The organism is Asticcacaulis sp. P2_B1, assembly GCF_056404915.1.
The window spans coordinates 21,178-43,862 of record NZ_JBFUDD010000004.1; the positions used below are offsets into that span (position 1 = coordinate 21,178).

The 22,685-nt window shown below is 60.3% G+C and carries 26 protein-coding genes; 11 read left to right on the forward strand and 15 right to left on the reverse strand.

The window, feature by feature from the left end:
• The first annotated feature begins 78 nt into the window (after nucleotides 1-78).
• Nucleotides 79-951 carry a ScoMcrA-related endonuclease gene (locus AC1DX3_RS11985; protein ID WP_476989528.1) on the forward strand — a complete coding sequence of 291 codons (873 nt, stop codon included), beginning with the start codon at nucleotides 79-81 and terminating at the stop codon, nucleotides 949-951.
• Complete coding sequence (locus AC1DX3_RS11990; protein ID WP_476989802.1) at nucleotides 948-1,301, forward strand: HNH endonuclease; 354 nt, start codon at nucleotides 948-950, stop codon at nucleotides 1,299-1,301. The genes AC1DX3_RS11985 and AC1DX3_RS11990 overlap by 4 nt, the downstream gene beginning before the upstream one ends.
• Nucleotides 1,302-1,439: 138 nt before the next feature.
• Here the strand turns inward: AC1DX3_RS11990 and AC1DX3_RS11995 are convergent, their stop codons facing one another.
• Nucleotides 1,440-3,167, reverse strand: coding sequence for a hypothetical protein (locus AC1DX3_RS11995; protein ID WP_476989529.1), 1,728 nt, complete (start codon nucleotides 3,165-3,167; stop codon nucleotides 1,440-1,442).
• A 523-nt stretch (nucleotides 3,168-3,690) separates the two neighbouring features.
• On the opposite strand from AC1DX3_RS11995, the gene AC1DX3_RS12000 reads away from it, so the two are divergent.
• The 3 genes from AC1DX3_RS12000 (at nucleotide 3,691) to AC1DX3_RS12010 (ending at nucleotide 5,989) form a co-directional block, all read left to right on the forward strand.
• Nucleotides 3,691-4,593: an alpha/beta hydrolase family protein gene (locus tag AC1DX3_RS12000; protein WP_476989530.1), complete on the forward strand. Its 903-nt coding sequence runs from the start codon at nucleotides 3,691-3,693 to the stop codon at nucleotides 4,591-4,593.
• Nucleotides 4,594-5,058: a nucleoside 2-deoxyribosyltransferase domain-containing protein gene (locus AC1DX3_RS12005; RefSeq protein WP_476989531.1), complete on the forward strand. Its 465-nt coding sequence runs from the start codon at nucleotides 4,594-4,596 to the stop codon at nucleotides 5,056-5,058.
• Between the two features lie 112 nt (nucleotides 5,059-5,170).
• Nucleotides 5,171-5,989 (forward strand): hypothetical protein, encoded by an 819-nt coding sequence (locus tag AC1DX3_RS12010; protein ID WP_476989532.1) that lies wholly within the window; start codon nucleotides 5,171-5,173, stop codon nucleotides 5,987-5,989.
• A 69-nt stretch (nucleotides 5,990-6,058) separates the two neighbouring features.
• Here AC1DX3_RS12010 and AC1DX3_RS12015 read toward each other — a convergent pair whose 3' ends face one another.
• From AC1DX3_RS12015 to AC1DX3_RS12030, 4 genes are all read right to left on the reverse strand, one after another.
• The gene (locus AC1DX3_RS12015; protein ID WP_476989533.1) at nucleotides 6,059-6,709 is read right to left on the reverse strand and encodes a cupin domain-containing protein; all 651 of its coding nucleotides are present in this window, start codon (nucleotides 6,707-6,709) and stop codon (nucleotides 6,059-6,061) included.
• Between the two features lie 104 nt (nucleotides 6,710-6,813).
• Nucleotides 6,814-7,998: a S41 family peptidase gene (locus AC1DX3_RS12020; RefSeq protein WP_476989534.1), complete on the reverse strand. Its 1,185-nt coding sequence runs from the start codon at nucleotides 7,996-7,998 to the stop codon at nucleotides 6,814-6,816.
• A 57-nt stretch (nucleotides 7,999-8,055) separates the two neighbouring features.
• On the reverse strand, nucleotides 8,056-8,847 hold the full coding sequence (locus tag AC1DX3_RS12025) for an AraC family ligand binding domain-containing protein (protein WP_476989535.1): 792 nt from the start codon (nucleotides 8,845-8,847) through the stop codon (nucleotides 8,056-8,058).
• A gap of 55 nt (nucleotides 8,848-8,902) precedes the next feature.
• A complete protein-coding gene (locus tag AC1DX3_RS12030; RefSeq protein WP_476989536.1) occupies nucleotides 8,903-9,346 on the reverse strand; it encodes a DUF1801 domain-containing protein in 444 nt (147 codons plus the stop codon).
• A gap of 112 nt (nucleotides 9,347-9,458) precedes the next feature.
• On the opposite strand from AC1DX3_RS12030, the gene AC1DX3_RS12035 reads away from it, so the two are divergent.
• From AC1DX3_RS12035 to AC1DX3_RS12050, 4 genes are all read left to right on the forward strand, one after another.
• Nucleotides 9,459-10,583, forward strand: a complete 1,125-nt coding sequence (locus tag AC1DX3_RS12035; protein ID WP_476989537.1) for a peptidoglycan DD-metalloendopeptidase family protein — start codon at nucleotides 9,459-9,461, stop codon at nucleotides 10,581-10,583.
• 61 nt (nucleotides 10,584-10,644) lie between these two features.
• Complete coding sequence (locus AC1DX3_RS12040) at nucleotides 10,645-11,010, forward strand: hypothetical protein (RefSeq protein ID WP_476989538.1); 366 nt, start codon at nucleotides 10,645-10,647, stop codon at nucleotides 11,008-11,010.
• Between the two features lie 60 nt (nucleotides 11,011-11,070).
• Complete coding sequence (locus tag AC1DX3_RS12045) at nucleotides 11,071-12,003, forward strand: patatin-like phospholipase family protein (RefSeq protein WP_476989539.1); 933 nt, start codon at nucleotides 11,071-11,073, stop codon at nucleotides 12,001-12,003.
• Between the two features lie 75 nt (nucleotides 12,004-12,078).
• Entirely contained in the window at nucleotides 12,079-12,453 is a 375-nt protein-coding gene (locus AC1DX3_RS12050; RefSeq protein WP_476989540.1) for a hypothetical protein, read from the forward strand.
• A 31-nt stretch (nucleotides 12,454-12,484) separates the two neighbouring features.
• Here AC1DX3_RS12050 and AC1DX3_RS12055 read toward each other — a convergent pair whose 3' ends face one another.
• The 5 genes from AC1DX3_RS12055 to cimA all read right to left on the reverse strand — a co-directional run bounded on the left by AC1DX3_RS12055 (nucleotide 12,485) and on the right by cimA (nucleotide 15,775).
• Entirely contained in the window at nucleotides 12,485-12,847 is a 363-nt protein-coding gene (locus AC1DX3_RS12055) for a DUF2200 domain-containing protein (protein WP_476989541.1), read from the reverse strand.
• A 93-nt stretch (nucleotides 12,848-12,940) separates the two neighbouring features.
• The gene (locus tag AC1DX3_RS12060; protein ID WP_476989542.1) at nucleotides 12,941-13,342 is read right to left on the reverse strand and encodes a hypothetical protein; all 402 of its coding nucleotides are present in this window, start codon (nucleotides 13,340-13,342) and stop codon (nucleotides 12,941-12,943) included.
• Between the two features lie 53 nt (nucleotides 13,343-13,395).
• The gene (locus AC1DX3_RS12065; RefSeq protein ID WP_476989543.1) at nucleotides 13,396-13,653 is read right to left on the reverse strand and encodes a hypothetical protein; all 258 of its coding nucleotides are present in this window, start codon (nucleotides 13,651-13,653) and stop codon (nucleotides 13,396-13,398) included.
• A gap of 17 nt (nucleotides 13,654-13,670) precedes the next feature.
• A complete protein-coding gene (locus tag AC1DX3_RS12070; RefSeq protein WP_476989544.1) occupies nucleotides 13,671-13,997 on the reverse strand; it encodes an ArsR/SmtB family transcription factor in 327 nt (108 codons plus the stop codon).
• Between the two features lie 197 nt (nucleotides 13,998-14,194).
• Complete coding sequence (gene cimA, locus AC1DX3_RS12075) at nucleotides 14,195-15,775, reverse strand: citramalate synthase (RefSeq protein WP_476989545.1); 1,581 nt, start codon at nucleotides 15,773-15,775, stop codon at nucleotides 14,195-14,197.
• A 142-nt stretch (nucleotides 15,776-15,917) separates the two neighbouring features.
• Between cimA and AC1DX3_RS12080 the strand changes: the two genes are divergently transcribed.
• On the forward strand, nucleotides 15,918-16,817 hold the full coding sequence (locus AC1DX3_RS12080; RefSeq protein WP_476989546.1) for a tetratricopeptide repeat protein: 900 nt from the start codon (nucleotides 15,918-15,920) through the stop codon (nucleotides 16,815-16,817).
• Here AC1DX3_RS12080 and AC1DX3_RS12085 read toward each other — a convergent pair.
• Genes AC1DX3_RS12085 through AC1DX3_RS12095 form a run of 3 tightly spaced genes read right to left on the reverse strand, consistent with a single transcriptional unit; the run spans nucleotide 16,804 to nucleotide 19,352 of the window.
• Nucleotides 16,804-17,505 (reverse strand): N-formylglutamate amidohydrolase, encoded by a 702-nt coding sequence (locus AC1DX3_RS12085; protein WP_476989547.1) that lies wholly within the window; start codon nucleotides 17,503-17,505, stop codon nucleotides 16,804-16,806. The genes AC1DX3_RS12080 and AC1DX3_RS12085 overlap by 14 nt on opposite strands.
• 23 nt (nucleotides 17,506-17,528) lie before the next feature.
• Nucleotides 17,529-18,344 (reverse strand): transglutaminase-like domain-containing protein, encoded by an 816-nt coding sequence (locus tag AC1DX3_RS12090; RefSeq protein WP_476989548.1) that lies wholly within the window; start codon nucleotides 18,342-18,344, stop codon nucleotides 17,529-17,531.
• 9 nt (nucleotides 18,345-18,353) lie between these two features.
• Nucleotides 18,354-19,352 (reverse strand): transglutaminase family protein, encoded by a 999-nt coding sequence (locus tag AC1DX3_RS12095; protein WP_476989549.1) that lies wholly within the window; start codon nucleotides 19,350-19,352, stop codon nucleotides 18,354-18,356.
• Nucleotides 19,353-19,354: 2 nt separating this feature from the next.
• Here AC1DX3_RS12095 and AC1DX3_RS12100 point away from each other — a divergent pair, with 2 nt between their 5' ends.
• A complete protein-coding gene (locus AC1DX3_RS12100; RefSeq protein WP_476989550.1) occupies nucleotides 19,355-20,029 on the forward strand; it encodes a GNAT family N-acetyltransferase in 675 nt (224 codons plus the stop codon).
• Here AC1DX3_RS12100 and lpdA read toward each other — a convergent pair.
• Both lpdA and AC1DX3_RS12110 read right to left on the reverse strand, forming a co-directional pair.
• The gene (gene lpdA, locus AC1DX3_RS12105; protein WP_476989551.1) at nucleotides 20,026-21,411 is read right to left on the reverse strand and encodes a dihydrolipoyl dehydrogenase; all 1,386 of its coding nucleotides are present in this window, start codon (nucleotides 21,409-21,411) and stop codon (nucleotides 20,026-20,028) included. The genes AC1DX3_RS12100 and lpdA overlap by 4 nt on opposite strands.
• Before the next feature lie 3 nt (nucleotides 21,412-21,414).
• The gene (locus tag AC1DX3_RS12110) at nucleotides 21,415-22,683 is read right to left on the reverse strand and encodes a dihydrolipoamide acetyltransferase family protein (protein WP_476989552.1); all 1,269 of its coding nucleotides are present in this window, start codon (nucleotides 22,681-22,683) and stop codon (nucleotides 21,415-21,417) included.
• Nucleotides 22,684-22,685: the final 2 nt, after the last annotated feature.

The window sequence follows — 22,685 nt, forward strand, 5'->3', positions numbered from 1 at the left end:
CAGTTAATAACACTCGGTCACGCAGTCACGCAGTCACGCAGTCACGCAGTCACGCAGTCACGCAAGTGAAGGTATTCCATGATGCTAAAGGACATAACTAGCCCAGACCACATCCTTGCGGCCATAGCTGAACATGATCAACTCGGCAGGCAAACATTCCTTGAGAATTACGGCTTTGCGCCTTCTCGTTCCTATCAACTGATCCAACGCGGGAAAAGGTATGACTCCAAGGCCATAATTGGCGTGGCGCACAAGTACGCGCGTCCCGATCTAGGCCCACTTCATGCCTCGGAATTCAGCGGCGGCAGAGCCTCGGTTGAACGCATTCTGACTTCATTGGGCTTCGATGTGGCCGTGGACCACGCCTTGCAGCAGCAGTATTTCAATAGTGTACTGGCTGATATTGGTTTGTCGCCTAAGGACGTTGTCCTACTGAAACATAAAGATACCCGGTCAGGAGTAACACGATCCCCTTTTGAGCTTTGGCGGCACGCTCGACCTGATTTTGAGATTTACCAATCTACTCAGGAAACTATAAATAGGGCTAAGTTGGCGCGCCCTCCCTATTGGGCTTCGTTCGTGGTCAATCCTGAAGGTGAGACAATATTCGCGGGCCTCTATAACGTTAGATTCGATGGCCTTCTTAAAGAAGACCGGCCATACGTGCATGCCCCCGGGCGCGTAGATAAAGCAGGGACCTGCGACGTCTACGAAACACAATACAATGACTCACTTGCGGCGTTAGAGGGCGAACTCATCATCGAGTGGGGCAAAGGGGCCAGAGCATGGATTCAACGCGCTGACCTGAAAAACAAGCTTATCCTGCGCAGTATTGAACCCCGATCGGCACTATCCGGTCTCTCTTCACAAACTTTGGCTGAGGATCTTGCGGAGATCGAGGCGAGCAACGTATCGCCCACAACCAAAAGGCTCAAATCGATGCCCGCATAGGACAAGGCCGCTTCAAAGCGGACGCGTACGCTCTAGAACCCCACTGTCGTGTTACCGGTGTAACCGACCTTCGCCACTTGCGGGCCAGCCACATTAAACCTTGGAAAGATAGCAACGACGCCGAACGTCTTGATGGCAACAACGGCCTGATCCTGGCACCCCACATCGACCATCTATTTGACCAAGGATATATATCGTTTCTCGACGATGGTACCATGCTCATTTCGCCGCAACTCGATAGAAACGTTCTACATCTTTGGACCATACCGGCATCTATATCCTCACGCCCGTTTAATCCGCTCCAGGCCAATTATCTGGAGTTTCATCGCCGTCACTGCTTCAAGAATTAGAATTGCGGTGACATAGCGTAAGGGCTTTATCCTTCCCACGTCTTGAAGACTGCCGATCGGGCAGCCATCAAGCGAGGAGGAAGGGGCATGACCGAAGCCTATACGGGCTTAGATATTCGTCCAGCCTTTACGCAGGTATTAGTCAGAGCCGGAAAGGGTCGCCATAAACTCCTTGAGCGCTTTAAGGGTGTTTAAATTTTTCCTATCACTGTTTCCCGACACAGCAATCAATTCAATATCCCTTAAATTGTAGTCGGTCGCCACGTAACCGGGAACAACCAAAATCGCTGTACAGGTGTAATGGATTCCTTTGTGACACACGCCGCCCCTGGCGACGACCTCCTGGAGCTTTATATCATGGGGCACCATTGCCGACCGAACGGTTTGGGCCATAAGGCCGTACCCAATACTGCTAGGATGCATATTATCCGCGCTGAATAATCCGCCCTGCACGATGCCGTGGCAAAACTCATCCTTTCTACGACCGATAATATTAGCGCCGGCAAGCCGCAAAGGCTGATTGTCTACCTTTGTCACACACGTTAGTCCGACTTGTGGGCCAAGCGTATAGGATTTGGCGGACGAATTGCATCCGGCTCTGACTTTACCATCCCCCCCCAGGCAACCCTTTACATCATATCCGGCAAATGCCGCATCCATGTCAACAAAGACGAATTTCTCATGCCCCAGCGTCGCATTCGCCTTTTTTATAGCATCTTTAATAGTGTTATTTACACTATCGACAAATAAATCGGTATCCCTGACCTGGGCGCCACTTATAGAAGTTCTATTTGGAAATAGATCTAATTGGTATGCATCCGCATATTTGCTATCTGTCTCTAGAGAACTATTCGAATCCGGGACAACATTTGCGGCACGGCTGGGATGAATGAGGCCATTTATATAAACTTCTTCTATGCTTGGATCGGATGCTAACTTCGCAATCATGAGATTCATGTCGCTGACATATGTCTTGCCCAGCGAAGTTCTTATTGTGGAATCGCATCGACGCTCACCGGTAATGGCAACTATTTTTTCGTCTGGCTGATCGCACTTAACCACGGAATCGACACTTAGCCCGCTAAAGCCGGCCCTCCAAACACCATTGTTTGAACCGATATTGATAAGCAGGACCTTAGGATGGCGAAGAAGCACCTGATCCAACGGCGTTTTATCCTCCAGACATGAAACATGCATGGGATTTAGGACGAAGGCAGCATTCGCGGCGGTAAAGGCATTTCGCCCTTTTCCGGCGGCGATCGAGGTTGTTGCGGCCGCGCGAAACAGTTCTGGGGATACACCAACTAGGTCCGTGCTATTGGCACCGGAAAAGGCGATATTATCGACCAAGGCGCGTTGATTGGGAGGCCTGTAGCTTTCCAAAAGGTAATTAAGATTATTCGCAGTATTTCGATCAAGACTCAACGCATCCGTCCAGTAGGGCGCATGCTCAATATCAGTCCCAAATTCCGTGGAGTTCAGGCCTTTAGGTCTTGCCGCCGGATACTGCGGTACAACGAATTGCCGCGACCCTTTACGATCAGCTTCCAACTCATCTATGAGGTCTAATCGCAGCGCGACATAAACAGGCGCCGACCATTCCGCAAGCACCCAATTTATACGGCCGGATTGAACGCCGTTATAGAGACTGTCGCCCATGGCCATCAGCGGAGGATACATATATGCCGCTGGAATTATAGGTTGATTGCCGCTGCATTGAATCGCCTCCCCCTTCGAAGAGTCCCAATAGTTATGGTTCCGCGTTACGTACTCAGTTGGGACATGAAGGCCAGCATGTGTTGTTGAACAACCTGAACCTATGGCAATTATGGCTGCCGCAAGGGCATAAAAGCGAAATGATGTCACGACATTTCCCCAGTTCTCGTATATTTTTCAATCTATACATTTATTTAAAAATTATACAAGTTTTCATGACAAGAGATTAACCCTTTTTAAAGCTTTAAAGGCTGGGGAGCGTCAAAAGGGGTCAGAGTTAATTACGCCCCATCGGCGCCAGGGCGTGGATCGCCGATTGGGAAAACTGGCTGGGCATCATTATGTCGCCACAAAAACGCTGACGAAAGCCTGCGCAAAGCGACGAAATAGCGATGAAAAATGAGTCATATGCGCGGGCTTTGCCAGGCTTTATGAGCTTGGATGACGCGAAAAGGTGACGGATGGACGCTAAATCGGCACCGGCGATCGCGTGGAAAGCCGAAATTTGACGACCCGAACGGATAATCGGCCGGAAAAGTTATCCAATTCTATCCAATTAATTGGGTCATATTTTATGCAGTTCGCAAGGCGCTGCCGAAATTGAGCAAAGGGAGGCAGAACCTTGTCGCCGGTGGGAGCCAATGCTACGCTTCTCACTTTGGGGGACAACAGAATGACAACGCGTCGAGGCATACTTTTGGGCACTGCCGGATTTTTCCTGGCCGGCTGCGCTAAGGCAGAGGGACAGGCGCCCGAGATCGTCGGCCAGGGCTTGCGCCTCAAGACCAGCGACTACGCCACCGACCGCGCCGCGTTCCGCACCAAATTGCTCGTTAAGGGCCCGTCGCCTCAGCGGGATATTATGCCCAAGCCTCCGGCGGACGTCCAAGCCATCGACTATACCTCCGGCAGCCTCATGCTGAAGGCCTGGGTTGGTCGGCCCGCCGGGCCCGCCACAACATTACCGGTCGTTATCTTCCTCCACGGTGGCTTTGGCTTCGGCGAAGAGGATTTCGATATGGCGCGCCCCTTCCTCGACGCCGGTTATGCGATTGTGACGCCGATCCTGCGCGGTGAGAACGGCCAGGCGGGCACGTTCAGCATGTTTTATGACGAAGTCGACGACGTCCTTGCCGTCGCAGACCATGTCCGCACTCTGTCCTGGGCCGATCCGGACCATATCTATCTGGCTGGCCACAGTGTCGGCGGCACCCACACGATGTTGGCCTGCCAGGCTTCGCCGCGTTTTCGCGCCGTTGCCGCCTTTTCCGGCTCGCCCGATCAAATCGCCTTCACCAGCGGTAAGCCCTGGTCTCAGATCGTGCCCTTCGACACCACGGACAAGGCCGAATTCGAACTTCGCTCACCGCTCGCCTATGCCCGCAGCTTCAAGTCGCCGGCGCGTCTATTCTGCGGGTCCGAGGAGACCTTCTTCACCAAGTCGACCGCGGCCATCGCGGCCATAGCCCGCCAGGCAGGCCTCGATGTTGAAGCCGTCGTCGTGCCCGGCGACCATTTCGGTGCGGTACCCAAGGAAATCGAACTGGCCATCGCCTTTTTTCGCGCGCACGCATAGATGACGCCCGTCTTCGCCCTTACGCCTTTGCCGAAATCCATCTTCCTGGCCGGTCCGACGCCGCGTCGCGCTGCGACCGCGTCGTGGCGGCCGGAAGCGCTGCGCATCCTGGAAGACCTGGCCTTTGACGGCCAGGTCTATGTCCCGGAAAGTGCCGATTGGGGAGCGCACGGACACTATGACGATCAACTGCACTGGGAATGGGAAGCGCTGAATCTGTGCACCGTCGCCGTTTTCTGGGTGCCGCGCGATCTCGAGACCATGCCCGCCTTCACCACCAATGTCGAATTCGGCCTGCTGATCCAAAGCGGCAAGCTCATCCTGGGTTTCCCCGAAGCCGCGCCGAAAATGACCTATCTGGCGAAATTGGCCGGGCGCCACGGGGCGCCCGTCTTTCACACCCTGGAAGACACTCTGAAGGCCGCCCTCGCCGCCACCCGCCGGCCGTTCGGGGCACAACCTTAGTCAGCGCGTTACGGCCCCCGCTTGCAAAAGCTTCCCTTTCTGGCAAGTTGCCGTTCAACGCGCATATGGACTGCCACGCCTGGCAACCACGGCGCGCCCAACGGGGGACTTTATGAAAACCATAGCCTTTATCGGCGCCGTTTTGGCACTCATTCTGCCGGCATCCGCTTGGGCCAGCGACAACAGCAAATTCTTGCTCACCGTCAGCTCCGAGCATTATAATGCCGGCAAGACCTATACCTCGAAACCCGATCAAATGCTGGCCGAGGTCAGGATTTCCCCGACATCAGCCATACAGTTGGACGGCGATGTACCGCCCGAGCTGACGGATGTCATAGGCATCGACAAGAAATCGCCTTTGATCACCGGTTCGGTCTTGTACTCAGCCGGTAACGACCGAAGCATGTATTGCGGCAAGGCCTGGACCACACTACTGCACGGACCTCGGTGGGCGCCGTGTCTGATCGACAGCGACCACGACGGAAAGTTCGACCACTCCGTCATGACGGCTCAGGTTCTGGTAAAACCGGGCGCCCTGGTCATCGACAAGCAGATCTTCGCCGGTCACTTTATGTACCCGGAATTTACCCTTCAAGCACCCATTCCTTACCACCCTCTCGGCAAGGCTGCCGTGCCGCAAATCGGTGGCCAGATTGCGTGGCGGTCCGATTACAACAAGAAAAAACCGGGGCCTATCCACTATCTGTTTGGCTTTCTCACCTATAGCGCCACGGCAGGCAGCCTATTCTCGGAAAGCGTCGACGTGACCTTCGACGGCGCGCCGGTCTCTGTCGACCTTTACGGCATCACGATTACCGTCGTCGGAGTCGGCAAACGCGGTGCCCCCATCTGCCAGTTTCAAGGCAGTGTCGACGACGTAACCATACCCTTCACCATTCAAAATGTGACTTATCACGTTTTCTATTATTAGCGGATTGGGGCGGCATGGCGTAACTGGCTGACAATATAAGTGTCGACTTGATCTCATACGGCCGTGAGCTCAACCCGCGTGGCAAAGCCCCTTCGGCGTCCAATCTTGAACCATGGTCGTCGGCGGCGCGTCCGGTCTGTGCAGGATAAGCGCGAAGCCCCGCCGCGTCTCGCTGCCGACGGCCATCAACAACATGGGCGGCCCCTGGCGGATGATCAGGCTGCTGCCGGCGCCTTTTGCCGTCTGCACGCCATCGGGGCTTTCCAGGCAGGAATCACCGCTGACGACATAAAAGGCTTCGGGTCCGGAGTGGACATGGACGGGGGCGGTCATGCCGGGCGTGAAGGTCGATTTCAGGTATTCGGCGACGAAATGGCCGTTCCGGTCATCGAGAGGTAGCGGACCGACCTGGACCGTGCCGGCGGCATCCGGCGTCCTCGGGCCGATGGAAAACACAAACGCCTTGCCAAAGGAGTCGACGACGACTTCGGTCGGTTTTGCCGCCGCCCGGGCCGCGGCCAGGTCGGCAAACTCCGTGACGTGCCAATAAATATCGCCGGCGGGAAGGTCTCCGATATCGACGTGGGCCAGGAGGCATGCCGGGCCCGGTTGATCGCTCTCCGGCCCGGTTTCCGGGCAGGGGCGAGATGTCGCCTGCGCAAAGGCCGAAGGCGCCAGCAGGGCGAACGCCGCCACAACGAGAAGGGTTTTCCAGATCATGGCTGCGCTCCCGATAGTCGATGGCTGGAACCTTAGCCATTTTTGCCGCTCTGCCAAGCCCCTCATTCGGCATCCGGTCACCGTCTGCCGTGGGTATCACAGGTTTAGTTCTCGCAAGGCGGCAGGACGACCGTCTGGCGCGGTTGCCCCGAAACCGTGTAGAGGCGCTCGGCCGGGAACTTGACCGTCATGCCGGTCTTGGGCAGGTCGAAATCGTACACCGCCCCTTTCAGCCCGGCCATGGCGCCGCCGCAGGCCGGCTTGCCCAGGGCCATGAAGCCGACCGCCAGGCCTTCGCCGAGACTGCCGGTCCAGCGGCCGGCGCGCACCTGGACCGGTCCCGGATGATACCGCCCCGCGCGCGGCAGGACCTCTTCGATCCATTGCCGCTCAATGCCGGTTTCGCGGGCCTCCGCCGGCAGGTTGTGCACCTGGTACGGTGAGGCCCTGGTCACGAACCATCCCATGATCGCCCGGGCGACGACGGTATTGCCGCCGCTGGGGGTATCGGTCAGGTCGATGATCACCGTGGCATCGGGCGGGACCTTCGCCATGGCGTCGTCGAAAGCTGTGATCGTCGCCGATTGGTCCAGTTGGTTATTGAGCCGGATCGTCGTCGCGCCGCCGGGGTCGTTTGATACGGTGACCGGCGGCAGGTCGGGCTGAGCCGTATAGAGGCTGGCCAGGGTCAGGTCGCGCGTCGTTTTACCGGAGGCTATGGTGAGATGACGGTCGCGGTCGCGCCGTCCTGCCGCCAGGACGCGGGCGGCATAGGGTGCGCGCTCGCCGATGGCTTCTAGCCCCAGCCGCGCCCAAAAGGCAGTGACGGCGGAATCGATGGCGACGCCGTCGACCGCGGTCAGACGGTCGCCGCGCCGCACGCCGGCGCGCGCCGCCGGACTGTCCGGTCTGACCGCATCGATGACATAGCCTTCCGCCGCTTTGACGATCCACAGGTCGCTGAAGGTCGGCACGATGGCCCAGTCGTCCTTGAACGAATTCTGCGTCAGGCCGTGGTGGTCGGCCAGGACCGCGATCATGTCCTCGGCATAGTGCAGCAGGCTGTCATGGTCGTGGACGGCCTCGCGTTCGGCGTCCAGCACGGCGGATTGCGGCACGGCGCCGCCGGGCAGGTCATCGAGATAGGCGTAGTTAGCCTTGATCAGGTCCGGCAGGCTGCGCGCATCGGCCAGATAGTCGGCGGCGGACAGGACCGGCGTCTCGGCAACCGCCGGAGAGGTTGCGAGAAGGAGGCCGGTGAAGAGGAAAAGCGTCGATTTGAGCGTCATGGATGTGGGTTCCTTTGGGGTCCACTAAACCAGGCGCGCACCGCTGCGTCTTGAACGCTATTGCTGTCGATAGAGCGCGGGCGACACGCCGATCAGCTTCTGGAACTGTCGCGTCAGGTGGCTTTGGTCGGCAAAGCCCAGGTCGCAGGCGATCGCTGCGATGTTTTCGCCCGCGACCAGCCGCCGGCGGGCTTCGTGGACGCGGCGCAGATTGCGGTAAGCAAGCGGGCTCAGGCCCACGGCGGCCTTGAAGCTGCGGGCCATGTGGAAGACGCTGAGACCGGCGACCGCGGACAGAGCCGGCAGGCCGAAATCGTCGGCGAAATGGGCGTCGATAAAGTCGCGGACGCGGTCGATCGCCGGACCGCCGCGCGACGGGGGCGTGGTGTCGCCTGTCGCGCCGCCCAGCGCACGTACGACGGTCATCAGGGCGGTCTCCTGCTCCAGAGCGCCCGTGCCGTCGCGGCTGAGGATCGCGTGGCAGTCGGTCAGGATGTGCGCGTACCGGGAGGCATGGACGACGGGGCTGGCGAAGACCGGCATCCGCTCGTTGTCCAGCCAGGGGCGGATCGCCTCGGCGGGCAGGTAGAAAACGCTGTAGCTCAGAGTGTCGGGGCCAAGCGTGCGGTTAGCGTGCGGCTCACCCGGATGCAGTTGCAGGACATCGCCCGCCGCCACGATATGGCTGCTGCCGCCCGCGTCAAGTTGCTCGGCGCCGGAGGTGACGACGCCCACGACATATTCGGCATGCATGTGGACGGGAAAGGCCCGGTCGCGATAGGCGACCCGGACCAGTTCCACCCCCGGCAGATGCGCGGGCCGGACAAAGCTGACGGAGTTCTGGCTCATGGGCTCAGTATCCAACCTTATGCGGCGATCGTCAAACCAGGTGATGAAGGGGAAATTACGACGCTAAAGCTTGCTCGTTCTGGATTCTGACGCCGTCTTTTATGGCCTCCGCCAGTACATCGACATCGATATTTTTAAGCGTTTTAAACTTGATGCAATAGCCGCTGACGCTGGCCTTGCCCAGCCTGTCGCCAAAGGTTTTGGCCAGGTAGGTCTTGTCTTCGAGACCGATGATATAGACCGAGATCCCGGTCGTGTTGGCGCTTAAACCAATTTGATAGAACTCCCGGGTTTCCCCACCGGCATACTTCATCATCTGAGAGCCATAGCCGATATTGGGGTTGGAAACGGTCTTGCCTTCGCTGTTCAGACCGTCCAGAAACCACAATTTGCAGCCCGGCATCACGTGCAAGATGCGCTTGTGCAGGTCCTGCATCTCGCTCCGCTTGGGCTCTGGCTGACTGGCAATATAAAGGTCGATTTGATCTTGTACGGTCATGTGAACCTGTCCTCTCCCGATATGTCCCGGTTTTTGCCGCACGATAGCGCAACCTCGTCGTGGCGGGAAGGCATGCCGACAGCGCGATCTCTGGCAAGTTAATGCATTTCAGGTGGGTAGACGCTATTCCAAATCGACCATTTGCGTCGTACAAGATAACAAGTATTTATGGGGGAACGGCATGTTTTTTTTACCTTCGCTATGGGGAGCCAGCATCATATTGATGCTGAGTGGCACGGATGCCCCGGCGGCGCAGTCCCAATATGCCGTACCACGTCCGCCAATCGCTGTGCCTGTCGCGAAGTCAAACGCCCCCGCTATCGTCCTCGGCAAGCCGTTGGATTGTGAGCTGGGCTCGACATGCTTTATCCAAAACTATGCCGACCATGATCCTGATGACGGCGTGCGGGACTACGCATGTGGAACGAGAACAAATGACGGCAACGGCGGCACCGCTTTTCGCCTTCCTGACAAGGTGGCGCAGGATCGTGGCGTAAATGTCTTAGCCGCCGCGCCCGGCGTCGTCAGTGCCATTCGCGATGGCATACCCGATTTTGATGCCGGCGTCGCGGATGCAGATCTCGTCCGGGGTAAGGAATGTGGCAATGGCGTCGTCATCGATCACCGCGATGGCTGGCAAACCCAGTACTGCAATATGCGGCAAGGATCGGTTCGTGTGCACCAAGGCCAGAAAGTCGACACCGGTACGGTCCTGGGCCTGGCGGGTCAGTCAGGGTTCACGAGCTTTATCGACGTTTTTTTCATCGTGCGCCATTACGGCAGGGCGGTCGATCCTTTCGCGCCGGACGCCGTTGGCTGTACCTCCGCCCCCTCCAGCCTGTGGGCCCCGGCGCTTCAGCCGGAGATGGCCTATCACGATGTCCAGGTGATGAATACGGGCTTTGCTTCCACGGCCGTCAGCAACGACGATATTGAGCGCGGTAACATTCCTGTTCCGACGGCGGACAGCCCGGCCTTGGTGGCCTATGTCCGTGCGATCCATTTGCGGCAGGGGGATGTGCAGTCCTTGGTCCTCACCGCGCCCGACGATCATGTTGTGGCACAAAATACCATGCCTGCCGCCGATCACGACAAGGCGCAATTTATGATGTTTGAGGGTGCGAAAGCGGACGCCACCTGGCAGGCAGGACTTTACACTGCCCATTATGAAGTCCTGCGCGCCGGCGTTAAGATTCTCGGTCAGGATTGGTCGTTCCGCTATGATCCGCAGAAATAAGAGGATCAGAGCCATTCCGCACTACGACCGCCGAACGGAAGAGACTTAGGGGGAATACAGCATGGAACACGTCACGATACAGTCGCTGAACGGCACTACGGTCCATTTGTCACGCGACGGCAAAAAGGTCGCGGTTCGCATCCAGGCCGGCGCCCAGTGGCACAAGGGCACGCTCGCGACCGTCGACGGCGACACCCTGCGTCTCACCAATGGAACAACGGTGCAAATCTCGCCGCAGGACGCGGCGCTTGCGCTTCACTATCAACGGGATGCGTTGACGGCTCCGGTGAAGATACCGCTGGCGATTATCATCGTGCTGACTCTCGTGGCCATTTTCTTGGTTTACAACTTCTATATCGGATGGGAGCGTGGCGTTGCGGAGGGAATGGCCGAACTGGCGAGCAAGCCCACTTCTTCGCAGGAGTAGCGCAATTAGTGGGCGCCTTACCCCTCGACAGGTCCGCTCAGGGACGGATAGACTAGACGCATGGTTCATAAAAACATGGCTCTGGTTCTCGGTGGCGGTGGCGCTGCCGGCAATGCATGGATGATCGGCATCGTCGCCGGCCTGGCCGAAGCCGGCTTCGACCTGACCGAGGCCGCCGATCTGGTCATCGGCACCTCGTCCGGCGCCACCGCGGCGGCGTGGGTGCGCAGCGGTATAGCACCGGCTGACCTGTACGCCTCGGTGATGGCCGAGCCGGCTCAACCGGCGGGTCAGAGGCCGGCGCCATCCCTGCCCCAAGCCCTGCCGTCTTCCCTGCCCATGGCGACGGTGTTCGAACGCATGCGGGCCATCGGCGCCGCCGCTACCTCGGCCGCCGATCTGTGCCGCGCCATGGGGGCATTCGGGCTGGAAAGCGACGCCTTGCTGGATCCTGCGGCGGCGCTAAGGCGGCGCGCCCTGGTCGCCTCACGCTTGCCCAGCCAGGCATGGCCTGAGCGCCCGATGACCATCGTCGCCGTCAACGCCCATACCGGCGACCTGGCCGCCTTTGACCGCGATTCCGGCATCGAGCTGGCGGACGCGGTCACCGCCAGCACCGCCTTGCCCGGCGGACCGACGCACGACATCAACGGCGTTCGCTATATCAATGGCGGCGTGCGCTCCACCGACAATGCCGACCTGGCCTCGGGCTATGCCAAGGTCGTCGTGCTCACACCGTTCAGCGAACGCAGCGGGCCGCTCCCGCCAGGCCAGTTCGAGGGCCTGCGCCGGTCGGCGGAATGGGGCAATGATTTGCCAAGCCAGGTCGCAGCTTTGCGCCAGGAGGGCAGCCGCGTCGAGGTCCTCTCGCCTGACGCCCTGTCCCGGACCGCCATGGGCGTAAACCAGATGGATCCGGCGACCCGCATCCCCTCCGCCCGCGCCGGTTTCGACCAGGGCCAGCAGGAAGCGGCCCGGCTGAGCGGTCTCTGACACCCCACAACTCGACATTGCACCCCAAGGTCAGCGGTGATAACCTGCGGTAAAATTATAAACCGGAGGAAGACCGTGAAGATCCTGATCGTTACCATCATCGCGGCATCCGTCGCCGTCTGTCTCGCGGGTTGCGCCACCTCCCCCAGGATGTCGGCGGAGGAAACACGAAGCCAGCTGGCTCTGGCTATCGGCCAGGGCGGCCGTGACGCGTGCAATGTCGTTGATTACAAGGCATTCCGCTACCCGGATATGTCGTGGGGCGGCGAGCCGGACAAGCCCGTGGTGCAAAACCAGCCGAAGGAGATACCCTCCCCGCAGGTGGGTAATAGTGGCGGCGGCACCGGCTATATGGTCGACTGTGACGGCGGCAAGACCTATGAAGTCAGTCTGAACGGCGATGCGGCGCAGTTTCCGGCTCGGGTTACCGAGGTAACCAGGCGTCCATAGCCGGAGGATCGGTTTTGGAGCTCGGTTGGACCTAGCCCCGGAGGATCTTCTCCATCTTCTTGCCCTTGGCCAACTCGTCGATCAGCTTGTCGAGATAGCGGATTTCCCGCATGAGCGGGTCTTCGATCTCCTCGATGCGGACACCGCAGATCAGTCCCTTGATCAAGGCCCGGGCCGGATGCAGCCGCGGCGCCTGCGCGAAAAAGTCTTCGAAATTTGTTCCGGCGTCCAGGTGGGCTTGAAGCTGCGCCTGACTATAACCCGTCATCCAGAGAATGATCTCATCTACCTCGGCCTGGGTCCGGCCTTTCCTCTCCACCTTGGCGATATAGAGGGGATAAACCTTGGAAAAACTCATGGCATAGATGCGGTGCGGGGTCTTGACGTCTTCCATTTTCGCCATCTCCTGAGGCCTGGCCCTGGCCAAGCTAAGTCAGCGTGCCAGGGTTTGGCAAGGGTAACGCGGTTTTCCGTTTTGGGAAACACCTTACGCCCACCGTTCGCCACGGCCCAGGCCGTAAGTGGTGACGACATAGCGCCACGGTATGACCAGGAAGAAGGCCAGGATCGGCACGCACTCATAAAAGGTTTCCAGCGTATCGCCGTCCAGTTGATGGTTCAGCCACGCCGGCAAGGCCACCAGGCCCAGCCACAACACCTTCCACGCCATCTCGAACAGCAGCAGTGGCAGCATTTGCAACGGATAGCGCAGACCCAGCAAACACAGCAGCGACAAGGCGCCCAGCATGGCCTTGACGACGCCCTGCATCAGGCCCCACGGCTGATCGTGATGCAGAATGGATGGCCACATAAAGAAGCCCAGGCCAAAGGCGATCAGGGCATAGCAGGCCCTGAGGGCATAGAGACGAAACAGCGAGACTTGGGTCATTTTGACGTTCCTTCGGTTATCATTTTGATGTCGATCGGGGCGGCTAAATCGCCCTACTCCACGGTCTTGAGCAGGGTTTCGATCGCCGTAAAACGCTTCTGCACGTCTTCCAGTGACGCCTGGATGGCGCTCAGGGCAGCGGCATTTTCGCTTTCGGCCTTGGCGGCTTTTTCTGCCAATTGACGATAGGCGTCGTCATTGGCCAGGCGCGCCCTGGCTTGCAGAACGGCGGAGGCATAACGCATGCCGAAGATCAGTAAAACGGTCAGGAGCGGCAGGCAGATGGTCAGCAGATAGATCGGCGCGGACATGGTGTTTCCTCAAGGTTTCAGGTGTCGGATTTAAGGGTGAGCGTGGCGGCGGCTTCGGCAAGCACGGCCGGGGTCAGGTTGAGGACGAAATCGCTGACCTCGAAATAGTTGAGCGCCTTGCCGTCGGCGGACAGTTCCAGTTGGCTGGTCACCAGGCCCGCCTCCTCCAGCTTTTGCAGATGCAGGTGCAGTAAGGGCCGGCTGATGCCGATATCGCGCGCCATCTGGCTGACATAGGCACGCCCGCCACGCTGCAAGGCCGCGATAATGCGCATCCGGTGCGGACTGGCCAGGGCCAGCAGGCGCAAGAGTAATTGATCTCCGGTCGGATGACTTTCTTTCATGTGTCAGAAATATCTGACATATGAAAGAAAGTCAATTTAATCTTTTGAGTGCGTCCTGAGGGGTAATTTGCCCATTCGGAGCGTGCGTTTCGGGGAATCTGCCCAAAACTACTCCGAATCCCGGCCACGGCCTGTCACAGCGGCACCAAAACCGTTGCCGCCTAAGGGAATCCGTGACCGCCACACGCGGCTGGAACCTATTGAGTCTTCATCAAATGATAGGTGATGGCGTCGACCAGGGCATTATAGGACGCGTCGATGACATTGTGGCTGACACCCAGGGTGTTCCAGGTGTGGCCCTTGTCATCGCGGCTTTCGATCATCACCCGGGTCAGGGCCGCGGTCGCTTCCGACGGCGTCAGGATGCGCACCTTATAGTCGTTGAGGTGCATGCCCGCCAGTTGCGGATAGTGCGGTAAAAGCGCCTTGCGCAGGGCGGCGTCCAGGGCGTTGACCGGGCCATTGCCCTCCGCCACCGTCATGATCGATTCGCCGGCCACCGTCAGCTTCACTGTCGCCTCGACCACGGCAAAGCGCCGGCCCGAAGCATCGACGCGGTATTCATTGAGCGCGCGATAGCTTTGCAGGTCGTAATAGTGCGGCAGGACGCCGAGCAACTGACGCGCCATGAGCTCGAAACTGGCGCTGGCGTCCTCATAGGCATAGCCCACGGCCTCGCGCTCCTTCACCGACTTGACCAGCTCGGCGATGTGGTGATCGGTGGCGGCGACCTCTATGCCCATCTGCTCCAGGCGCGTCAGGATATTGGCGCGGCCGGCCTTGTCCGACACCAGGATCAGGCGGCTGTTGCCGACCAGGGCCGGGTCGATGTGTTCGTATGACCGGCTGTCCTTGGTCATGGCGCTGACGTGCAGCCCGCCCTTGTGGGCAAAGGCGCTGGCGCCGACATAGGCGGCGTGGCGGTTGGGTGCGCGGTTGAGCCGGTCGTCGACCAGGCGCGACAATTGGCCGATGCGGCTCAGTTGTTCCATGCTCAAACCGGTGTCATAGCCCATTTTGAGCATCAGGGTCGGGATGATGGAAATCAGATTGGCATTGCCGCAGCGCTCGCCGATACCGTTGATCGTGCCCTGGATCTGGCGCACCCCGGCCTCGACCGCGGCCAGCGAATTGGCCACCGCCTGTTCGGTGTCGTTGTGGCAATGGATGCCCAATCGGGCGTCGGGCAACGCCGCTTTGACGGCGGTAACGATGGCGCGGACCTCCGACGGCAATGAGCCGCCATTGGTGTCGCACAGCACCAGCCAGGCAGCGCCGGCCTCATGGGCTGCCCGCAAGGCGTCCAAGGCATAGCCGGGATTGGCCTTGTAACCGTCAAAGAAGTGTTCGGCGTCGAAGACGGCCTCGCGGGCGCTCGCCACCATATGGGCGATCGATTCGCCGATCATGCGCAGGTTTTCCACCTTGGAAACCTTGAGCGCCGTTTCGACCTGCCAGTCCCACGCCTTGCCGACCAGGCAGACGCTGGGGGTCTTGACCGCCAGCAGGTCCTGCAATCCCGGGTCGTTGGAGGCCGATCGGCCACTGCGCCGCGTCATGCCGAAAGCCGCAATGCGCGCATGGGTCATGGCCGGCTGGGCGGCGAAAAAGACGTCGTCGGTCGGGTTGGCGCCTGGCCAACCGCCTTCGATATAATCGATACCGAAAGCATCGAGCGCCGTCGCGATCGCCTGCTTGTCCGCCGCCGAAAAATCGATGCCCTGCGCCTGCGCACCGTCGCGCAGCGTGGAATCGTAAAGATAAATCCGTTCACCCATAGCCCATCTATAAAGACGCACGCCATAGATCAACCGATTTCGTCTCGCCCCTCACCGCAGCGGAACTAAACCTGGTCGGTGAAGGGGCTTGTTTCTTCAGCCCGATCTTATATGTTTGTTCAATCGCAACCGGGGGATGATGATGAAAAAAAATCAGGACAGGAAGAGTCTCTTTATCGCGACCGGCGCGGTCGTGGCAGTCTTCGTCGTCGGTCTCGGCGCCATAACACAGGACTGGAAGACGGGACACAATAACCTGGTCGACTATGCCCGTGCCGAGATGGGCGACCCCAAAATGCAATATGAGCTGGGCCTCAAGGCCGCCGCCGGCGCCAAAAACATGACCGGAGAGGTGCCGCAGATCGCCTGGTTCGAAAAATCGGCCAGTCACGGCTATGCGCCAGCCATGCTGGCGCTCGGCGATCTCTACAATGCCCAACCCGACGAGGAAAGCGGCGACCTGGCCGTCAAGTGGTTCCAAAAGGCCGATGCCGCGGGCAATGCCGAGGCGACACGCAAGCTGGGCGAAGCCTATGCCATGGGCCGCGGCACCCTGGTTCCGGACTACGCCAAGTCGAAGGCGCTCTACGAAAAGGCGGCCAAGGCCGGCGATCCGGTAGGTGAAACCCTCTATGGCGCGACCCTGGCCAATGACGGCGACTATGCGAACGGCGAAGCCTGGATGTTGAAGGGCGAGGCCGCCGGCGACATCCACGCCGATGTCGGCCTCGGCAATCTCTACTATGCCGAATTCAGCCCGCTGAAGGACGACGCCAAGGCGGCCAAATATTACGGCAAGGCGGCCAATGGCGGCGCGACGGCCATCATGATCAACTATGCCAACATGTATTATGCCGGCACCGGCGTCACCAAGGATCCGGCCGAAGCCTACAAATGGGTACTGATCGCCCAACAGCGCAAGGTCCCAGGCCTGGCCTACGCCGTCAACCGGCTGGAAACGACGCTGACGCCTGAACAGGTCAATGACGGCAAGCAACGCGCCAATGCCTGGCTGCAAAGCCATCCACCTAAGGATATCTAAGCGCTCGGGTCAGCCGGTCGGCCCACTCCGCCACGCCGGCCTCATCGCCAATCAGGTCGTTGCGCATCTCGATCAGCACGGCCGGAATGCCGCGGTCATCGCCGTGGACCGGCACGCCGTAATCTTCGGTGCGGTTGGTGGCATAGGGGACATTGGCGCCGATATTGAGCCCCGGCGTCTGTAATTTGGCCAGCAGGTCGAGGCCGAAGGTTTCGGCCTCACCGAACAAAACCCCGCCATGCCAGGTCCGCGTTTCACCGAGATAAACCGGTGTAAAGCTATGGACGCAGACCAGCCGCGTCACCCTGCCCGCCTTTTGCCGCGCCTCGAGAAACGCGCTCACCTGGGCGTGGTAAGGCAGGAAGATGGTCTCGATTCGCCGGCGGATTTCGGCCTCGTCCAGGTTGACATTGCCGGGGATGTCGGTGGCTTCCGAGCGCGTGACGATACTGCTGGGCGCCGCCAGCGGCCGATTGAGATCGATCAATAGGCGGCTGTAGGTCCCGAGAAACGCCGGCGCATCCAGGCTTTGCGACAGGCGGCGCGTCACCTCGGCGGCGCCGGGATCCCAGGCGATATGACGTTGCAGGTCGGCCGGCGAGACGCCCAAGCCATCATATTCAGCCGGAATATGGTTGGAGGCGTGCTCGCACAACAGGACGATGTCGCCCGTGCCAGCGAGGTTCATGGCTTCCACGGGCGGCGGCCAATCTAAAGGGATGACACGACCTCCTCCGTCACCACGATGAACTCGCTCAAGACGGCCGGGCCGAACTGGGTCGAAATGGCGACGTCGGTGGCGTCGCGGCCGATCGCCATCAGGATACGGCCGACCCGCGGCTTGTTGTGGCGGGCGTCGGCCGTGTACCAATGACCTCCGAGATAGACTTCGAACCAGCCGGAAAAGTCCATCGGCCCCAGCACCGGTTCGATCTTGATATCGCCGAGATAGCCGGTGCAATAACGCGCGGGGATGTTCATGCAACGGCAGAGCGTCAGGGCCAGGTGGGCGAAATCGCGGCATACGCCGACCTGAGCCACATAGCCGTCATAGGCGCTGCGCGTCCGGTCGGCCAACTGATAATCGAAGCGGATATGGGCATGGACAAAGTCGAGAATGGCCTGGACGCGCGGCCATCCCGGCTGGGTCTGGCCGAACAAATTCCAGGCGATGTCGGACAGCTTGTCGGTTTCGCAATAGCGCGAGCCCAGCAGAAAAACCAGGACATCGTCGGGCAGATCGCGGATGTCGTGCTGGGCGGCGTCATGCGGCACATGGTCGGGCTCGCCGTCGTCATAAATAACAAATTCGGTCGAAATCGTCGTCTTGCCCGGCGGCGCCGTGATGCGCGTGCAGACATTGCCGAAGCTGTCGTGATAGTCCCAGGACTTCAGGCCGTGCGAGAAATTGAGGGTTTGCGGGGTCAGCAGATCCTTGCGCCGTGAGGGATGAATGTTGAGGCACAACATCATCGGCGTCGGGGCGAGGCACTCATAGGTCAGCGAATAGCCGGCTTTAATCTGCATGGTCTGCTTTCAAAGGGGATGGGTCGGCAACTCGAAGGGGTCGGCCGTTGTCACATTTACTTGCACAGTCATGCCTAAAGAATCGATGCGGGAACCGGTGTGCGTTCCCCAAAGCGGTATAGCCTGGCGCGGGTCGCGGGTAACGCCGACGCGGATCAGGTCGCGGTTGCCGATAATGCCGTTGGTCGGATCGAATTCGACCCAACCGGCGCCGGGCAGAAAGACCTGGACCCAGGCATGGGTCGCCCCGCCCCCCAGGTGTTCATGGCCGTYGCGTGACGGCACATAGATGTAGCCGGTGACGAAACGCGCCGCGAAACCCAGCGACCGCACCGCTTCCATCATCAGCAGGGCGAAGTCGCGGCAGGTTCCGCTTAAGGAGTAGAGGGTCATTTCCGGCGTCTGGGTGCCCGGATTGGTGCGCCGGTTATATTTGAAGCCGGTCTTGACCGCGTGGGTCATGTTTTCCAGCAGGATCGCCGTATTGGTCGGGCCGTTGTGATTGATGAACCGCCTTGCCCAGTTGAGGGTCGAGCCGTCGTCGGGATATTGCCTTTGCTGATAGGGCGCCAGGTCCGCCAGGTCTTCGTCGTCATAGGGAAACGGCCATGTCTTGGCATGATCGTCGCTGCGGAAGTGCGGGCTGAACTGCGGCGAGTGATCCAGCACGATATCGGTCTCGAAGCACAGGTGATCGGCCTCTGTGTCGAACTCGGCGACGGCGACACAGTTGCCGAAGACATCGTGAATCCAGAAGATATCGCTGGGTTCCGGCGACACGCTCAGGCTGGAACTGATCAAACGCTGGTCATAGCTGTCGCGCGGCCGGAACATCAGGCGATGTTGTCCGAAGCCGACCGGACGACGATAGTCATAGCGGGTGAGATGATGGACGCGCAGAATAGTCATCGGCAAGCCTTGGGAAAGAATCTGCTTTGTCACGATGCCTTCTTGGGCGACCTTTTGCAAACTTTGCGCTATGGCGGTGGTGATTTCGTTCGGAGACATAGGTGACACATCCCCTCGACCGGCCCGTATGGAGCGCCCTGAATTCCGGCTGGGCGGAGCTGTCCCAGGGCGATGCGCGGGCGAAACGCCTGAATCCGGACTATGGTCCCTTCGCCGCGCCGGCGGATATGTCGCGGGAAAGCTTGACGGCCTTGGCGGCGCTGGATTTCCGTGACGGGGTGTGGATCGTCGAAACCGGCGATCTCCCCCCCGTGCCCGGAACCTCGGTGGCCCGCGCGGCCCTGTGTCACCAGATGACCATGAAGGCAGCCTCCCCAGCCCGGCCGGTCGATTTCGTTGCGTTGGGCGATGACGATGCGGCCGAGATGCTGGCCCTGGCCACCCTGACCAAGCCGGGGCCGTTTTCAACTCAAACCCACCGTTTCGGCGGCTTTATCGGGGTCAAGGTCGACCGCCGGCTGGTCGCCATGGCCGGCCAGCGCATGAAGATACCGGGCTTTCGCGAACTGAGCGGCGTATGCACCCACCCGGATTTCCGCGGTCGGGGCTATGCCGCCGGCTTGATGAGCATCGTCACCGAACGGATGCTGAGCCGCGGCGAGACGCCGTTCCTGCACACCTATGCCGACAATGCCGGCGCCATTGCGCTCTATGAAGCGCTGGGTTTTGAATCCCGCACTGAGATCATGGCGACGGTTTTGACCAAGATCGCCTAAATATGGATGGCGTGGCCGAGCGCTTTCAAAGACGCCTCATGGAAGGCTTCACCGAGCGTCGGGTGGGCGTGGATAATGCCCGTGACGTCTTCCAGCACCAGGCCGGTTTCGATCGCCATGGTGAAGGTCGCGACCAGTTCCGAAATATGCTGGCCGACCGCCTGGACGCCGACAATGCGATGATCGACCTTACGCGCCACAACCCGGACAAAGCCGCCATCGTCCCCGGCATCCATCGATAGCGCCCGGCCATTGGCGGCAAAGGGGAAGATGCCGACGATGGTGTCCGGCGCCTCGGGTCCCTGACCGACACTGACGATTTCGGGTTCGGTAAAGCACACCGCCGGAATGGCGACCGGATCGAACCTGCGACGTTTGCCGGCGATTATCTCCGCCACCATTTCGCCCTGGGCCGACGCCTTGTGCGCCAGCATGGGTTCGCCGACCAGGTCACCGATCGCCCAGACATGCTTCGCCGAGGTCGAACAGGTGTCATCAACGCGGACGAAGCGGCCGTCCATGGCGACAGCCATTTCCTCAAGGCCCCAGCCGGTCGTAGCCGGCTTGCGGCCGACCGTGACCAGGATGTTATCGGCCGGCAGAACCATGCGCTCGCCCGACTTGGCCTCAACGGCAAGGCCCTCGCCCTCGGCACCCAAAGCCTTGGCTTCGAGATGCAAGGTGACGCCGTGCTTTTCCAGCCATTTACGCACAGGCTCGACCAGCTTGGCGTCGTAGAGCGGCAGGATGCGGTCCTGTGCTTCGACCACGGTCACCTTGGCGCCCATCTTGGCATAGGCGATGCCCAGTTCGAGGCCGATATAGCCGGCGCCAACAACGACCAGGTTCTTGGGCACGGCCGACAAGGCCAGGGCTTCGGTCGAGGAAATGACCTTGTCGCCGAACTTTAGAAACGGCAGTTCGACTGGCACCGATCCCGTCGCCAGGATGACGTGGTCGGCATCGATGCGGACCTCGCCGTCGGCGGTGGTGACCACGCAACTGCGGGCACTGTCGAAACGGGCATAGCCCGACACCGAACGCACCTTGGCGCGCTTCAGCAGGGCCGCAACACCACCATTCAGGCGATCGACAATGGTTTCCTTCCAGCGCACGGTCTCGGCCAGGTCGATGACCGGCGCCGAGGCCCGTTTGATACCGAACTGGCCGGATTTCGCCGCGTGCGTCATGCCTTCAAAGGCTGTCGCAGCATGGATCATCGCCTTGGACGGGATGCAGCCGCGGATCAGGCAGGTGCCGCCGACACGGTCGGCTTCGACGATGACGGTGTCGAGGCCCAACTGGCCGCAGCGGATAGCGGCGACATAGCCGCCCGGTCCGCCGCCGATGACCAAAACGCCGGCTTTGATAGTTTCAGTCATGGATCAGTTCACAAACAACAGGGCCGGCCGCTCGATCAGGCGCTTGAGACGCTGGACGTAGCTGGCCGCGGTATGACCGTCGACGATGCGATGGTCGAACGAGGTCGACAGGTTCATGATGGTGCGGATGACGACCTGGCCATTGCGCACGACCGGCCTTTCGACCAGCTTGTTCGGGCCGATAATGGCGACTTCGGGTGCATTGATCACCGGCGTCGCCGCGATACCGCCGAGCGTCCCCAGACTGGTCAAGGTGATGGTCGATCCCGACAGTTCGTCGCGCGTGGCGCTGCCGTCGCGGGCGGCTGAGGTGACGCGCATCATTTCGCGAGCACAGTCATAGATGTCGAGCGCCTCGGCGTGGCGGACAACCGGCACCATCAAGCCACCGGGCGTTTGGGTGGCGATGCCGATATGGACGCCGTCATAGGTGTGCAGGACGCCGGCTTCGTCGTCGTAACGGGCATTGACGGTCGGGAATTCCGCCTGCAACAGGGCCAGGCCGCGCATGAAGAACGGCAGCAGGGTCAGCTTGGGCTGATCGCCTTTACGGTCGTCATTGAGGTCCTTGCGCAGGCCCTCCAGCTCGGTCAGATCGAACTCTTCGACATAGGAGAAGTGCGGGATGCGGCGCTTCGATTCCTGCATCTTTTCAGCGATCTTGCGGCGCAGGCCGATGATCTTGGTCTCGTGCACCGCCTTACGTTTGGCGAGACCGCGGCCGCCCGACGGCTGGGCACCGCCGCTGGCAATATAGGCGTCGAGATCGTCGGGCGTGATGCGGCCAGCAGGACCGCTGCCGGCAACGAATTGCAGCGGAATGCCCAGTTCATGGGCGCGTTTGCGCGTCGCCGGCGCGGCCAAGGGGGCGTCACCGACCGGGCGCGTGGCGAAAGCCGGCTTGGTCACGGCCGCAGCCATAGGCGCCGGCACATGGACTTGTGCCGGCTTGGGGGCTTCAACGACGGGCGCAGGTTTCGGCTTTTCAGCAACCGGTGCAGGCGCAGCCGCCGGTTTGGCATTACCCGCGCCTTCGACCTCGATTTCGACCAGGACGGAGCCGACGGCCATGACGCCGCCCGGTTCGCCATAGATGGCCTTGACCGTACCCGAAACCGGCGAGGTCATGTCGACGGTGGCCTTATCGGTCATGACGTCGCACAGCGCCTGGTCTTCGGCGATGACGTCACCCGGCTTGACATGCCACGCGGCGATTTCCGCCTCGGCGACGCCTTCGCCGATGTCCGGGAGATGGAATTGGAACAAACCCATAG